Source organism: Citrobacter sp. TBCS-14, assembly GCF_005280805.1.
Lineage (GTDB): Bacteria > Pseudomonadota > Gammaproteobacteria > Enterobacterales > Enterobacteriaceae > Citrobacter > Citrobacter gillenii.
The window spans coordinates 125,078-139,201 of the sequence record NZ_SZWM01001252.1; the positions used below are offsets into that span (position 1 = coordinate 125,078).

Below are 14,124 nucleotides of genomic sequence, written 5' to 3' on the forward strand. Positions count from 1 at the left end.
AATACCGTCGCTCGCCGAAGGGTGAGTAATACCGGTTAAATGGAATTGTATGATGAATCAAAACCTGCGATAAAATAGCGTGATTCAAAGGAATTACAATATCTGTGGGGATTATTGGGGTGTACATAATAATTTACGCGAGTGGCAACGTGTTTTCGCTGCATAAAAAAAGCGCGGGGTGGCCCCGCGCAAAAGGTATGACAATGTTATTGTTTTGCAGCAATACTCAGGAATTACTCAAGTATGACATGTCTACCTTAAACATCGGACTATCTATAAAGCGACATTATGCTTTCACGCACATGACGTGATACATGCCGTCGATAATTTCCGTTCCTTCGGTTTCATGTTCAAAACCAGGGAAGTTATGGTCCCAGGATTGCAACGAACGCAGGTAACTTATCTGTGGGCTATTGGCATCGCCAAAGTTTTCCCCGGACAGCAGCATCGGGATTCCCGGTGGGTAAGGGATAACGGAATTGGCGGCAATACGGCCCGGCAGATTTTCGATGGCTACCATCTCAACGTTGTCGCTCACGATCGCGTTATAGGCTTCGCGCGGGGTGATTTCAGCGACAGGCAGGCCGGAGTAGGCCGCATTGAGGCGGCTACCTGGGTTATTTTCTTTCAGCCAGGCGAACATGGTGTCGCCCAGATCGTGAATGCCCATGTTGGCGTAAGTGTCAGGATGTTCCTCTACCAGTTCCGGCATCACCTGTGACAGCGGGGTATTGGTATCGTAATGGTGCTTGAAGGAACACAGCGTGTTGATAAGCGTGCCCCATTTCCCGCGGGTGATCCCCATTGAGAACAGAAACATAATCTGGAAGTCGGTGGTGCGGGTCGGTACGATACCGTGACGTCCAAGCCAGGCGGTGACCAGCGCGGCCGGTACGCCATTTTCTTCCAGCTCGCCGTCGTCGCCCATTCCCGGTGCCAGAATGCTGACCTTAATCGGGTCCAGCATGCTCCAGTTATCCGGCAGGTCTTTAAAGCCGTGCCAGGATTCACCCGGGCGCATCACCCAGCAATTCTGGTCGGTGGTCAGCAGTTGGGTCGGTGCATCCGCGAAGTCGTAGGTTTCGCCGGTTTGTGGATCGGTGACCACCTCTTTGTTCCACGGTTTGAAGAACCAGTCGCCCTCGGCGGTGAATTCTTTGTATAGCCGCGCCATTGCCTGGCGGAAATCAACCGCTTCGTCGATCACTTCCTGAGTGAGCGACAGGCCGCTATTACCGTCCATCATTGAGACCGCCACGTCGTTTGAGGCGCAGATGGCATACAGCGGTGAGGTGGTGGCGTGCATCATATACGCCTGGTTAAAGCGGGAGAAATTCACCGCTCCACGGCCTTCACGCACGTGAATGTAAGAGGCCTGTGACAGCGCATTCAGCAGTTTGTGGGTGGAGTGCGTGGCAAATACGGTGGGGCCGTTATGGTCGCCCGGCTCTCCACGCATGGCGTAGTGGTCGTTGTAAATCGGGTTGAAGCGCGCATAACCGTACCAGGCTTCATCGAAGTGTATACGATCGCTGGTTTGTGCCAGCAGGTCTTGCGCTTCTTTCGCGTTGTAGCAGACGCCGTCGTAGGTACAGTTAGTGACCACGCTGTAAGATGGCTTTTGCCCGGCTTTACCTTGCGTCAGCGGGCTTTCGCTGATTTTTTTCTGCAACGTTTCCGGCTGCATTTCCTGCGGGTAGATAGGCCCGATAATGCCGTAACGGTTACGGCTTGGCACCATATACACCGGTTTTGCCCCGGTGAGGATCAGCCCCTGCTCGATCGATTTATGGCAGTTTCGGTCCAGAACGACCACGTCGTTGTCGGTCATGCAGGCCTGCATGATGGTGCGGTTAGAGCCGGATGTGCCGACCACTACGGACCACGAACGGTCAGCGCCAAAGACGCGGGCGGCATATTTTTCACTCTCGCCAAATGCGCCGGTGTGGTCAAGCAGTGAGCCGAGAGAGGCGCGTTCGATACCCATATCGCTACGGAACAGATTTTCACCGTAGTAATCATGGTAGAAACGACCCGCAGGGGTTTTGGTAAATCCGACGCCGCCCTGGTGGCCTGGTGCGGCCCAGGAATATTCATGGATGTCGCCGTATTTCATCAATGCGCTGAACAGTGGCGGCAGAAGCTGCTGGCGATAACGGGTCATTGCCGCAACGGCGCGCCCGGCGATAAAGTCGGCAGTATCTTCCAGAATCCAGGCGAATTCATCGACAAGCTCCAGCAGATCGCGATCCAGCGATGCGGTAGCTTTTTCCCGATCGCCCAGCAGGAAAACGGGAACATTTTGCTGGCGTTCGTGAAGCTTGCCGATCAATTGCCTGACGTTGAGGTGTTCGTCCTGTTGTTCCATTTGGTAGCTGAACATCAGGCAGTCAATGGCCTCATTGGCGGCCAGGATGGCGTAACCATCATCGAATGATGTGGACTTAATGACGGTCACATTTTGCCGACTTAGAGCGTCCGCCAGACGTTCGACCGCGTGGCCGACCCAGGTGTCCTGATGCAGAAATTCGCTTTCAACAATTAATACTTTCATCGTCTGTTTCCCGTAGTGGAGGATGTGTGACGAGGGCAAGTATTTACCTGATAAATACGGGAGTAAAGGGGGCGAAAATCAGGCGATTTTGTGTTTTTATTTTTTAAAAACAAATGGTTGATTGGTGCATTTGGCGATTTTTCCCCGTCGTTTATCGACAGGGGAATTATTTTTTTGGCTGATAGTGATATTGCCGGGGTCAGAGGGCTGAGGACTGTCGTCTTTGCTGACTCAGTTTGCGGTATTGCTGTGGTGACATGCCGACAAATTTGTTGAAGGTGTCGTAAAAGCGGCTGCTGGAGCGGAACCCGGCGGTCAGCGCCACGTCCAGAATCGTTTTATCGGTATCGCTTAGCAGCGCGCGGACGTGGTTGATCCGCATCGCGGTAATGTACTGTTTCATGGTGAGCTGCATTACGCGCTGGAAAATTCCCATCGCATAGTTGGCATTGAGCTTCACATGCTCCGCGACGTCGTTAATGGTGAGCGCCTGATCGTAGTTGTCGGCAATAAAGCTCAGCATCTGGCTGACGTAAAACTGAGCGTGTCGGGAAACGCTGTTTTTGTGCGTGCGCGAGGTTTTATTGACCAGAATCGGCTGCCAGCCCGACAGGCTAAAGCGCTTAAGCATCAGACCAATTTCGTCGATCGCCAACTGGCGAATTTGTTCGTTCGGGCTGTTTACCTCTTGCTGCCAGCGCTGAACTTCAAAGGTGCTGAGCTGTTGCGTCGCCAGTGATTTAATGACCATGCCATGCGTGACGTGGTTGATCAGTTCGCGATCCAGCGGCCAGGAGAGAAACAGGTGCATCGGTAAATTGAAAATCGCCATCTGCTGGCAGGTACCCGGACGGGTGAGCTGGTGCGGCGTACAGGCCCAGAATAATGTGATATGTCCCTGTTTTATCTGCACCACTTCGTTATTGATAACATACTCAACGTCGCCATCGAACGGTACATTCACTTCCACCTGGCCGTGCCAGTGACTGGAGTCCATGGCATGCGGCGGGCGCAGCTCGATATCCATGCGTTGATACTCTGAGTACAGCGTCAGCGGGCTGCGGGTCTGCTGTTCATCGCTACTGCACATATGTGGATCGGGAGGGAGAAGCGGTATCGGTAACGTCGTCATGGTCACTCCATTTCCTGAATGCTCAGAATCATGCCATTTGTATACAGATAAGACTGCGAATTGGGACGCAAATTGAGTCATTAGACCTCAGCATAGTAGAGTTTTTGGGCCACATACTCTGCTTTTCGGCTAATTTAATCCCATTAACTCAGATTCTGCGTGGGCGGAAAGGTGATCTGAGTTTTTGGGAATGCTCATTACAGAAGCCGGAGGTTTTCATCGCCATCGCGTGCCATCCTGACGATGACCAACAACGTTCTGGAGAGTGATGATGTCTGCACCCAAAATTACCTTTATCGGCGCCGGTTCCACGATTTTCGTCAAAAATATTCTCGGGGATGTCTTTCACCGCGATGCACTGAAATCTGCGCATATTGCCTTAATGGATATCGATCCCACACGCCTTGAAGAATCGCATATTGTGGTGCGCAAACTGATGGATTCAGCGGGCGCATCCGGTCACATTACCTGTCATACCGATCGGAAAGCGGCGTTGCAGGATGCCGATTTTGTGGTTGTCGCCTTCCAGATTGGCGGCTATGAGCCGTGTACCGTCACTGATTTTGACGTGTGTAAACGTCATGGTCTGGAACAAACCATTGCCGATACGCTGGGGCCGGGCGGCATTATGCGCGCGCTGCGCACCATCCCGCATTTATGGCAGATTTGTGAAGACATGACCGAAGTCTGCCCGCATGCCACGATGCTTAACTACGTCAATCCGATGGCGATGAACACCTGGGCTATGTATGCACGGTATCCGCAGATTAAACAGGTTGGGCTGTGCCATTCTGTTCAGGGGACGGCGGAGGAGTTGGCGCGTGATTTGAATATCGATCCCGCCACGTTGCGCTACCGTAGCGCCGGGATCAACCATATGGCGTTTTACCTGAAGCTGGAACGAAAAACAGCAGAGGGCAGCTATGTGGATTTGTACCCGGAACTGCTGGCTGCTTATGAAGCCGGTCAGGCGCCGAAGCCTAACATTCACGGGAATAGCCGCTGCCAGAACATCGTGCGGTATGAGATGTTCAAAAAACTGGGGTACTTCGTTACTGAGTCTTCAGAACATTTTGCTGAATATACGCCGTGGTTTATTAAGCCGGGACGTGAAGACCTGATTGAGCGCTACAAGGTGCCGCTGGATGAATACCCGAAACGTTGCGTGGAACAACTGGCGAACTGGCATAAAGAGCTGGAGGAGTACAAAACGGCGGCGCGGATTGATATTAAACCGTCGCGGGAATATGCCAGCACGATCATGAATGCCATCTGGACCGGTGAGCCGAGTGTGATTTATGGCAACGTGCGTAATGACGGCCTGATCGATAACCTGCCACAGGGCTGCTGTGTGGAAGTGGCGTGTCTGGTTGATGCCAATGGCATTCAACCGACGAAGGTGGGCACTCTCCCATCGCATCTGGCGGCAATGATGCAAACCAATATCAATGTGCAGACCCTGCTGACCGAAGCCATCCTGACGGAAAACCGCGATCGGGTGTATCACGCGGCAATGATGGACCCCCATACCGCGGCAGTATTGGGCATTGAGGAGATTTATGCGCTGGTGGACGACCTGATCGCTTCACATGGCGACTGGTTACCGGCCTGGTTACATCGATAAGCCCCTTGCGCGCCGGCAGCATGTCCGGCGCCCGACGTCTCACGTTTCCTATTACAGAAGGCGGGCGCTGGTAACAGTGACCCGATACCCTATGAGCATATCTCTGACAACAAAACTCAGTTATGGATTTGGAGCGTTTGGTAAGGATTTCGCTATTGGTATTGTGTACATGTACCTGATGTATTACTACACCGATGTGGTGGGGTTATCGGTGGGTCTGGTCGGGACATTGTTCCTGGCGGCAAGGATTTGGGATGCGATTAACGATCCGATCATGGGCTGGATTGTTAACGCCACCCGCTCACGCTGGGGAAAGTTTAAACCCTGGATTCTAATCGGCACCCTGGCGAACTCGCTGGTGCTGTTCTTGCTATTTAGCGCCCATCTGTTCGAAGGGACAACGCAGGTTGTCTTTGTATGTGTCACCTACATTCTGTGGGGGATGACCTACACCATTATGGATATTCCCTTCTGGTCGCTGGTGCCGACCATTACGCTAGATAAACGCGAACGTGAGCAACTGGTGCCGTTTCCCCGCTTTTTCGCCAGCTTGTCCGGGTTTGTGACCGCCGGGGTAACGTTGCCCTTTGTCAGCTATGTTGGCGGGGCCGATCGCGGATTTGGTTTCCAGATGTTTACGCTGGTGCTGATCGCATTCTTTATCGTGTCGACATTCGTGACGCTACGTAATGTGCATGAGGTGTATTCGTCGGACAGCGATGCAACAGCCGACAGCAGTCGCCTGAGTTTGAAAGCGATCGTCGGACTTATCTATAAAAACGACCAGCTTTCCTGCTTGCTGGGCATGGCGCTGGCCTACAATATCGCGGCCAATATTATTGCGGGTTTTGCTATTTACTATTTTACCTACGTAATTGGCGATGCGGCCCTCTTCCCGTACTACATGTCCTACGCCGGTGCGGCTAATCTGCTGACGCTGATCCTTTTTCCTCGACTGGTGAAAGCGTTGTCCCGGCGGATCTTATGGGCTGGGGCATCGATAATGCCGGTACTTAGCTGCGGCGTGCTGTTGGCGATGGCATTAGCGGGTTTTCATAATACCCTGCTGATTGTGATTGCCGGGGTTTTACTGAATATTGGTTCGGCGCTTTTCTGGGTGCTGCAGGTCATTATGGTCGCGGACACCGTCGATTACGGTGAATACAAGCTCAATGTACGTTGTGAAAGCATTGCCTATTCGGTACAAACCATGGTGGTCAAAGGGGGATCAGCGTTTGCTGCTTTCTTTATCGCGCTGGTGCTCGGAATAATTGGCTATCTGCCGAACGTTGAGCAGTCTGCCGAAACCATCGTGGGTATGCAATTCATTATGATAGCGCTACCGGCCCTCTTTTTTATGGTCACGCTAATCCTCTACTTCCGTTTCTACCGACTGAACGGCGATACGCTGCGCCGGATCCAGATCCACTTGTTGGATAAGTACCGCAAGGTGCCTTCGGTGGATGAGCAACTGGATATACCGGTGGTTGCGGTAGCAACCGCCAGTGAAGCTAAGGCGTAACGTACAGGCCGGATTAGCGTCAGCGACATCCGGCAATCAGTTCACGGTGATTAACCCATAGCGGCACAACTGCCGACAATGAACCCGCGCCAGCAGTATCACCGTGGTTAATGCGCCGAGCAGGGCGCAGAACATATCTGACTGGGTATCCCACGGATCGCCCTGCGTGCCAAGGAAATCATCTGCACCTTGACCCATCGCCAGCGCCGCCCACCATTCAATCAGTTCATAGGTGGCGCTGATCGCCAGCGCGACACAGCAGACTAAAAACGCCAACATCTTACGCCCACTGACAATATTGCCGCGTACTAAAATCTCTCTGGCCGTCAGGGCAGGTACCAGCCCCTGGAAGAAGTGGCCCAGCTTGTCATAAGGGTTGCGGCTCAGATTCAGCCACTCCTGAACATCAAAGCCAATCGGCACCTTAGCGTAGGTGTACATACCGCCCACCATCAGAATGATGGCATGCAAGAATATCAGCGTGTAGAGCAGCGGCGTCAGCGGGTAGCGCTTAACGGTCACCAGCAGCAACGGGACGACAATAATGACCGGCGTGACTTCCATCAGCCAGGTGATTTTTTCTGTGGCGCAGAAGCCGGTGTAGGCAAGAATGAGCGCCAGCACCAGTGCGCCAGTATTCAGCATCGAAGTATTCAGTGTGCGGATCATGATGATTTAGCGAGTAGTCGAAAAGGCTACTATTCATCGGGCGTGATAAAAATTCAATACCCGTTATTGAGGGGGGAGAGTGGCCCGGGGGGATCACCGGGCTGTCCTCAACGGTTGGGTGTCCAACGATTGGGAGCAGTCCGGTGCCGGGCCAGATAGGTTACTTCGCGCAGTTAGCGCATTGCTTGCTGACAATTTGCTGGAAGAAATCGTTGCCTTTGTCATCGACCAGGATGAAGGCCGGGAAATCTTCAACTTCGATTTTCCAAATAGCTTCCATACCCAGTTCCGGATACTCCACGCATTCCAGATGCTTAATGCTCTGCTGCGCCAGTACTGCCGCCGGACCGCCGATGCTGCCTAAGTAGAAGCCGCCGTGTTTATGGCAGGCGTCGGTCACCTGCTGGCTGCGGTTCCCTTTCGCCAGCATGATCATGCTGCCGCCGTGGGATTGCAGCAGATCAACGTAGGAGTCCATACGACCCGCGGTGGTTGGGCCTAAGGAGCCTGATGGATAACCCGCTGGTGTTTTTGCCGGACCTGCGTAGTAGATCGGGTGATCTTTCACGTACTGCGGCAGACCTTCACCGGAATCAATACGCTCTTTCAGCTTCGCATGGGCAATGTCGCGACCCACAATGATGGTGCCGCTTAACGACAGGCGCGTAGATACCGGGTATTGAGAAAGCTGGGCGAGGATCTCTTTCATCGGGCGGTTCAGGTCAACCTTAACTGCTTCACCTTCACCAGCCTGACGCAGTGATTCTGGAATGTACTGGGCTGGATTATGCTCCAGTTTTTCAATCCAGATACCGTCGCGATTAATTTTGGCCTTGATGTTACGGTCGGCAGAGCAAGATACACCCATGCCTACCGGGCAAGATGCACCGTGGCGAGGCAAGCGGATCACGCGGATATCGTGTGCGAAGTATTTGCCGCCAAACTGTGCGCCGAGACCCAGTTTCTGTGCTTCTTCAAGCAGTTCTTGTTCCAGTTGAACGTCACGGAACGCCTGACCATGGGCATTACCTTCGGTCGGCAGCGCGTCGTAGTAGTGCGTGCTGGCCAGTTTCACCGTTTTGAGGGTGCTTTCTGCTGAGGTGCCGCCAATGACAAAGGCGATGTGGTAAGGCGGGCAGGCCGCCGTACCCAGCGTGCGCATCTTATCGACCAGGTAATTTTTCAGCTTACCGGGGGTCAGCAGTGCTTTGGTTTCCTGATAGAGGTACGTTTTGTTTGCTGAGCCGCCGCCTTTGGCCACACACAGGAATTTGTATTCGTCACCATCCACGCTGTACAGGTCGATTTGCGCGGGCAGGTTCGTCCCGGTATTGACCTCTTTGTACATATCCAGTGCGGCGTTTTGTGAATAGCGCAGGTTATCTTCAATGTAGGTATTAAAGACACCTTTGGAGAGTGCGGCTTCGTCCCCGCCACCGGTCCAGACGCGCTGGCCTTTTTTACCCATGATAATAGCCGTGCCGGTATCCTGACAGGTTGGCAGCACGCCTTTGGCGGCGATTTCAGAGTTTCTCAGGAATTGCAGCGCCACGTACTTATCGTTTTCGCTGGCTTCTGGATCGTGAAGAATGGAGGCGACTTGCTGCTGGTGTTCCGGGCGGAGCATGAAGGAGGCATCGTGGAAGGCTTGCTGGGCCAGGAGCGTCAGTGCTTCTGGTTCTACCTTGAGGATTGTCTCGCCTTCAAACTCGCCGACGCTGACGTGATCGGATGTCAGCAGATAGTACTCAGTTTTGTCTTCCCCCAGCGGGAAAGGCGCCTGGTAAGTGAATTCAACTTTTGACATTTGCTTCCAGCCTTTTCTTTTTTATCAGAAACGTAAATTGTTCTGCATCTTATGAGTAGCGTGCCGTACAAAAGTGGACGGCACGCGAAGTGTGATTACAGGAAACCGTACATTGCAGCGAACACCCAGCCAAATACACAGGATACGCTTACGCCGATCAAACCAGGCAGAATGAAGCTGTGGTTAATGACGAAGCGGCCAATGCGGGTGGTGCCGGAACGGTCAAACTGAATGGCCGCCAGATCGCTTGGGTAGGTCGGCAGAATGTAGTAACCGTAGCATGCCGGAGCAGAGGCAACGATGTACGCTGGATCAACGCCGATAGCCAGCGCGACCGGCACGATAGCCGCCAGCGCCGCAGCCTGGGAGTTTACAAACTTGGATACCAACAGCAGGACAACCGCATAGGCCCACGGATATTCTTTCACCATCTCGCCCAGTACGCCCTGAATTTCAGACATATGTGCGCCGAACATGGTTTCCGCCATCCAGGCAATACCGTACACCGCTACAATCGCGATCATACCTGAACGGAAGACTTCATTTTTAGAGATAGATGCGGGGTTGGTTTTGGTCAGGATGATAATCAGTGCGCCAGTCAGCAGCATGAACATCTGGATAACCAGAACCATTGACAGCGGTTTGCCACCAAAAGAAGGACGCAGTTCAGATACCGCACCCAGGACGGCAACGACAGCGATAGCGGCCAGGAAGATCCACATTGCCAGCCAGTTGCTCTTAGGCAGTTTTTTGTCTAACAGCGTAGCGGTATCGCCATAGACATAGTGGTGGTTTTCAGGAACGGAAATGAACTTCTGAAAATCTTCGTCTTTGTCCAGATCTTTACCACGGAACCAGCTGAAGATACCGATCGCCAGAATACCCAGCAGGGTAGAGGGGATGGTGATAGCGAGCAGGTCGAGGAATTCGAGGTGCTTGCCTTCAAACGTTACGTTACCCAGCATCGCGACCAGTGACACGACGGCCACGGAAACCGGGCTGGCAATGATACCCATCTGCGCACCGATAGAACTCGCCGCCATCGGACGTTCCGGGCGAATATTGTTCTTAATCGCAACGTCATAGATGATAGGCAGAATGGTGTACACCACGTGACCTGTACCACACAGGATAGTCAGGGTGCAGGTGACAAACGGTGCCACGATGGAAACGTATTTTGGGTTACGACGCAGCAGCTTTTCAGCAATTTGCAGCATAACATCAAGACCGCCGGAGGCCTGCAAAGTTGCGGAAGCAGCGACCACGGCAATAATGACCAGCATAACGTCTACTGGCGGTTTACCCGGCTGGAGATGGAACACGAAAACCAGAATGACCAGACCGATACCGCCTAACAAACCCAGTGCGATACCGCCCTTTCTGGCACCATAAAACAAACATATTAATATTATAAGAAGCTGTATACTAAATAACATTTTATTTACCCTCGCAAAAAACCCAGTCAATTTTTGATAAATGGATCTGTGCCACACTCTTTTATGCTGTAATAAGCATCAGAAAGCGGTCAATATTCGGTATGTCCGTATTTGTGATTAATGTTCAAATATCTTTCTAGAAAATTTTTAAACGTTATTGGAAATATTTAACTTTTTTTCTGTGACTTTGTTCTGAGGAGAGAATCCTCAGGCGATGGGAAGCAGAGCATGTTATGAAGAGCATTGGCTGATGTTGTAGTGTAGGTACGTTGTCCCGGTTAACCGGAAACTTATCGTCAGCTTTACGTATTCTACTATTACGTGAACCACCGGCAGGATAGGTGAGTGTATTATTTATGTGATCACGCTCACGCCAATTCATGATGCTATGAGGTTGGCGAACGGATACTTTTATTTGCTCACAAAAATGTACGGTGTCCATAGTACGTAGCATATTCTCCATTGCTACCGATATAGATTTTTATGTCTGGTTAAAATCAGACTAATCCTTTAGGGGTAAAAATACACATTCTGCGAGTTAGATAATACTTAATTAACTTTTGTTAGTGATTTTGAAATTAAAAACAGTGTGATGTTTGTCAATAATAAAATAGAGCGTTAACATGCTGGATACAATTATATTTGATCTAACGCAAATTCAGTATTTTGCTGTCTAAGACAGCAGTAGGGGAATTTTTCATTATTTTAATAACTGTTACTTTTATATAACGAATAATCCCCGTAATGCTGTTTATTGGCAGTATTGTTTTAGCAGCGAATAATGCTCAGCCTGAACGCGATAACGATACACCGGTCTGCCAGTCACGCCGTAATGAATGCTGGTAAATAAGATATGACAATTGACCAGCCAGATGAGGTACTTGCGACAGGACACACGCGAGATATTGACTTCGTTCGCCAACTCATCAGTAGAGAACTCTTGATCCTGGTGCTCATCAATCCACTGGCACAAGGTACGTAACGTTTGAGGCGTTAATCCTTTGGGTAAGCGACGTGTTTCCTGCTCGGTAGAGGAACTGCCGTGAATCAACTGATCAAGCTCCGACTGTTCATAGTACTGATGTTTTTCCATCTCCGTCTTTTTATGCAGCCAGCCGGTAAGCGCTTCTTCAAAACGGGAAGCCTGAAAAGGTTTTATCAGATAATCGACGACCCCGTAGTGGAGCGAGTCCTTAATGGTGGTAGCATCGGCGGCGGAAGAGATGACAATGACGTCACATTTGCAGCCTTCGCTATGCAGAACGGGCAGCAGATCCAGACCGTTCTCTTTTTGCATATAAATGTCTAACAAAATCAGATCGATATGATGTTCGCCATGAAAGAGTATTTCTTTGGCTTTCTCCAGCGTAGACGCTGTCCCACAGCAATGAAAACCGGAGAGCTGCGCCACATATCGGCGATTTAACTCCGCTACCATTGCGTCGTCATCGACAATTAAGACATTGATCATCTGCTGGCCCTCTCACCATTCCACGGTAACTGTACAAAAAATTGGGTGAAGATCCCAGGTTCAGATTCGACGGCGATATTGCCGCCAACACTTTCAACCTGCTGTTTAACAAGCGCTAAACCAACGCCCCGTTCGCTTCCTTTTGACGAGACGCCTTTCTCAAATATGTGGTCAATGCGATCGGGAGCGATCCCCGGACCATCGTCATTAACTTCACAATGTAACCAGCCGTGTCGATAGTGTAAGGATACGCTGATCTCACCACCGGCTTCTTGACCTAACGCTTCCAGTGCGTTTTCAATCAAATTCCCCAGAACGGTAATCAGCACGGTCACTTGATCTTCATTGCTGTTTTCCGGTAATTGACTTTCATTACTAATGACAAGGGTATGGCCTAAATCGGATGTGCGATTAATCTTACTGAGTAAAAATCCCGCGATAACCGGGGACTTTATTTTTCCCAGCAATGAGCCGATTTCTTCCTGATAGTTGTTGGCTGTCTTAATTATATAAGTTTCCAACTGCTTATAACTTTTCAGATGCAATAATCCCAGAATCACGTGCAACTTATTCATGAATTCGTGGGATCGTTCACGAAGTGCATCGGCATAGTTGACCATACCATCAAGGCGTTGCATTAGTTTACGGACTTCCGTCTTATCCCTGAACGTTGAAATAGCACCGATGATTTTACCGTTGCTGATGACCGGGACTGTGTTGATCAGCAGTAGCCGGTCTTTCACGGTGATCTCTTCATCGCGCCGTGGTGTTCCATCACGTAAGACTTCAGAAAAATCGACCACCTGTGACCAGGCATGACTGAGCGTGGAGAGTTGCGCATCGTCTTGTGACTTGCGGTAATCCAGCAGTTCCTGGGCCGCCTGGTTTATCAGCGTGACTTCACCACTGTCGTCAACGGCAATTACGCCTTCCTTTATAGAGTGCAGCATCGCCTGGCGCTGTTCAAACAGGTTGGAGATTTCATAGGGTTCGAGGCCAAACAGAATACGTTTGAGCACCTTGACCAACACCCAGGTACCCAACAAGCCCACCAGAACACCAAATAAGACGGACCAGAAGATACTGTCGCGACTGTTATTAATCTGTTCAGTGACTCTGCTGAGCTCAAGGCCAATCGACACGACGCCAATTTGGCGGTGGTTTTCGTCATAGATGGGGGTAAACACACGCAGTGCTTTAGCCAGAAAGCCGCGATTAATTGCGACGTTTTCTTTCCCTTCCAGGGCCAACAAAATATCGTCGCCTTTAAACCGCTGGCCGATTCGCTGGGCCTCGGGATGTGAATAACGGATGCTTTGCATATTCGTGACGACGATGAACAGGAAGTCGTTGCTTTTATTCACCGCCTGGGCAATCGCTTGAATGCCACTTTCTTGAGGCGCTTTCTGCAGACCCTGACGGATCTCCGGGGAGTCAGCCAGCGTTCGGGCCACCGCAAGGGCTTTGTCCGCTAAGGCATCGCGCGTCATATTGCTAATTTGTGAGAAGTAAATCAGATGAACGACGAGCAGTACGGAGAAAAGTACAGCACTGACCATGAGGATCACGGTGGTGCCGAGCTTCATCGGTCGTTTGCGTATAGCAGTACGTTGCAGAGCGTTTCTCATCACGGTCCTGGAATGACTGATTGTGTGGTTATTATCACCTGATGGGATACGTAATTCAAAGATGGTAGGGGGATTATGGGGCTACTGCCGTTTGCTCTCCTTATATATAGAGTAGAAAACGGGTATGCGTTGGTTTCTTCTTTATAGGATAGGGAATTCCAGGTCGATTTCCATGGGATTCCGTAATATGAGGTTAGAGATTCTGACGGCTTTGTGGATAACTCTGTGTGTAAATGGGTATAAGGCGGGGTTTTGCTGTGGAATGCAGCAGTCAGTCATTT

The 14,124-nt window shown here is 51.0% G+C and carries 9 protein-coding genes; 2 read left to right on the plus strand and 7 right to left on the minus strand.

The window, feature by feature from the left end:
- Window positions 1–286: 286 nt before the first annotated feature.
- Together adiA and melR are read right to left on the minus strand one after the other, a co-directional pair.
- Window positions 287–2,554, minus strand: coding sequence for an arginine decarboxylase (gene adiA, locus FDX22_RS27130; protein WP_115259660.1), 2,268 nt, complete (start codon window positions 2,552–2,554; stop codon window positions 287–289).
- Between the two features lie 199 nt (window positions 2,555–2,753).
- On the minus strand, window positions 2,754–3,686 hold the full coding sequence (gene melR / locus FDX22_RS27135) for a transcriptional regulator MelR (RefSeq protein WP_117343567.1): 933 nt from the start codon (window positions 3,684–3,686) through the stop codon (window positions 2,754–2,756).
- Window positions 3,687–3,954: 268 nt separating this feature from the next.
- Here melR and melA point away from each other — a divergent pair, with 268 nt between their 5' ends.
- Both melA and melB read left to right on the plus strand, forming a co-directional pair.
- Window positions 3,955–5,310, plus strand: a complete 1,356-nt coding sequence (melA, locus tag FDX22_RS27140) for an alpha-galactosidase (RefSeq protein ID WP_146718053.1) — start codon at window positions 3,955–3,957, stop codon at window positions 5,308–5,310.
- Between the two features lie 91 nt (window positions 5,311–5,401).
- Window positions 5,402–6,832 carry a melibiose:sodium transporter MelB gene (melB, locus tag FDX22_RS27145; protein WP_146718054.1) on the plus strand — a complete coding sequence of 477 codons (1,431 nt, stop codon included), beginning with the start codon at window positions 5,402–5,404 and terminating at the stop codon, window positions 6,830–6,832.
- 36 nt (window positions 6,833–6,868) lie between these two features.
- Here melB and FDX22_RS27150 read toward each other — a convergent pair whose 3' ends face one another.
- From FDX22_RS27150 to FDX22_RS27170, 5 genes are all read right to left on the minus strand, one after another.
- The gene (locus FDX22_RS27150; protein WP_146718055.1) at window positions 6,869–7,501 is read right to left on the minus strand and encodes a DUF2238 domain-containing protein; all 633 of its coding nucleotides are present in this window, start codon (window positions 7,499–7,501) and stop codon (window positions 6,869–6,871) included.
- A 160-nt stretch (window positions 7,502–7,661) separates the two neighbouring features.
- Window positions 7,662–9,308 carry a class I fumarate hydratase FumA gene (fumA, locus tag FDX22_RS27155; RefSeq protein WP_096758638.1) on the minus strand — a complete coding sequence of 549 codons (1,647 nt, stop codon included), beginning with the start codon at window positions 9,306–9,308 and terminating at the stop codon, window positions 7,662–7,664.
- Between the two features lie 95 nt (window positions 9,309–9,403).
- Window positions 9,404–10,744 carry an anaerobic C4-dicarboxylate transporter DcuB gene (dcuB, locus tag FDX22_RS27160; RefSeq protein ID WP_096758637.1) on the minus strand — a complete coding sequence of 447 codons (1,341 nt, stop codon included), beginning with the start codon at window positions 10,742–10,744 and terminating at the stop codon, window positions 9,404–9,406.
- A gap of 751 nt (window positions 10,745–11,495) precedes the next feature.
- Window positions 11,496–12,215, minus strand: a complete 720-nt coding sequence (dcuR, locus tag FDX22_RS27165; RefSeq protein ID WP_096758636.1) for a two-component system response regulator DcuR — start codon at window positions 12,213–12,215, stop codon at window positions 11,496–11,498.
- On the minus strand, window positions 12,212–13,843 hold the full coding sequence (locus FDX22_RS27170) for a sensor histidine kinase (protein WP_117343563.1): 1,632 nt from the start codon (window positions 13,841–13,843) through the stop codon (window positions 12,212–12,214). The genes dcuR and FDX22_RS27170 overlap by 4 nt, the downstream gene beginning before the upstream one ends.
- Between the last annotated feature and the right edge of the window lie 281 nt (window positions 13,844–14,124).

Excerpts from the sequence above, each read along its gene's own strand:
- adiA (WP_115259660.1), bottom strand. The coding sequence starts at position 2,554 with ATGAAAGTATTAATTGTTGAAAGCGAATTTCTGCATCAGGACACCTGG.
- melR (WP_117343567.1), bottom strand. The coding sequence starts at position 3,686 with ATGACGACGTTACCGATACCGCTTCTCCCTCCCGATCCACATATGTGC.
- melA (WP_146718053.1), top strand. The coding sequence starts at position 3,955 with ATGATGTCTGCACCCAAAATTACCTTTATCGGCGCCGGTTCCACGATT.
- melB (WP_146718054.1), top strand. The coding sequence starts at position 5,402 with ATGAGCATATCTCTGACAACAAAACTCAGTTATGGATTTGGAGCGTTT.
- FDX22_RS27150 (WP_146718055.1), bottom strand. The coding sequence starts at position 7,501 with ATGATCCGCACACTGAATACTTCGATGCTGAATACTGGCGCACTGGTG.
- fumA (WP_096758638.1), bottom strand. The coding sequence starts at position 9,308 with ATGTCAAAAGTTGAATTCACTTACCAGGCGCCTTTCCCGCTGGGGGAA.
- dcuB (WP_096758637.1), bottom strand. The coding sequence starts at position 10,744 with ATGTTATTTAGTATACAGCTTCTTATAATATTAATATGTTTGTTTTAT.
- dcuR (WP_096758636.1), bottom strand. The coding sequence starts at position 12,215 with ATGATCAATGTCTTAATTGTCGATGACGACGCAATGGTAGCGGAGTTA.
- FDX22_RS27170 (WP_117343563.1), bottom strand. The coding sequence starts at position 13,843 with ATGAGAAACGCTCTGCAACGTACTGCTATACGCAAACGACCGATGAAG.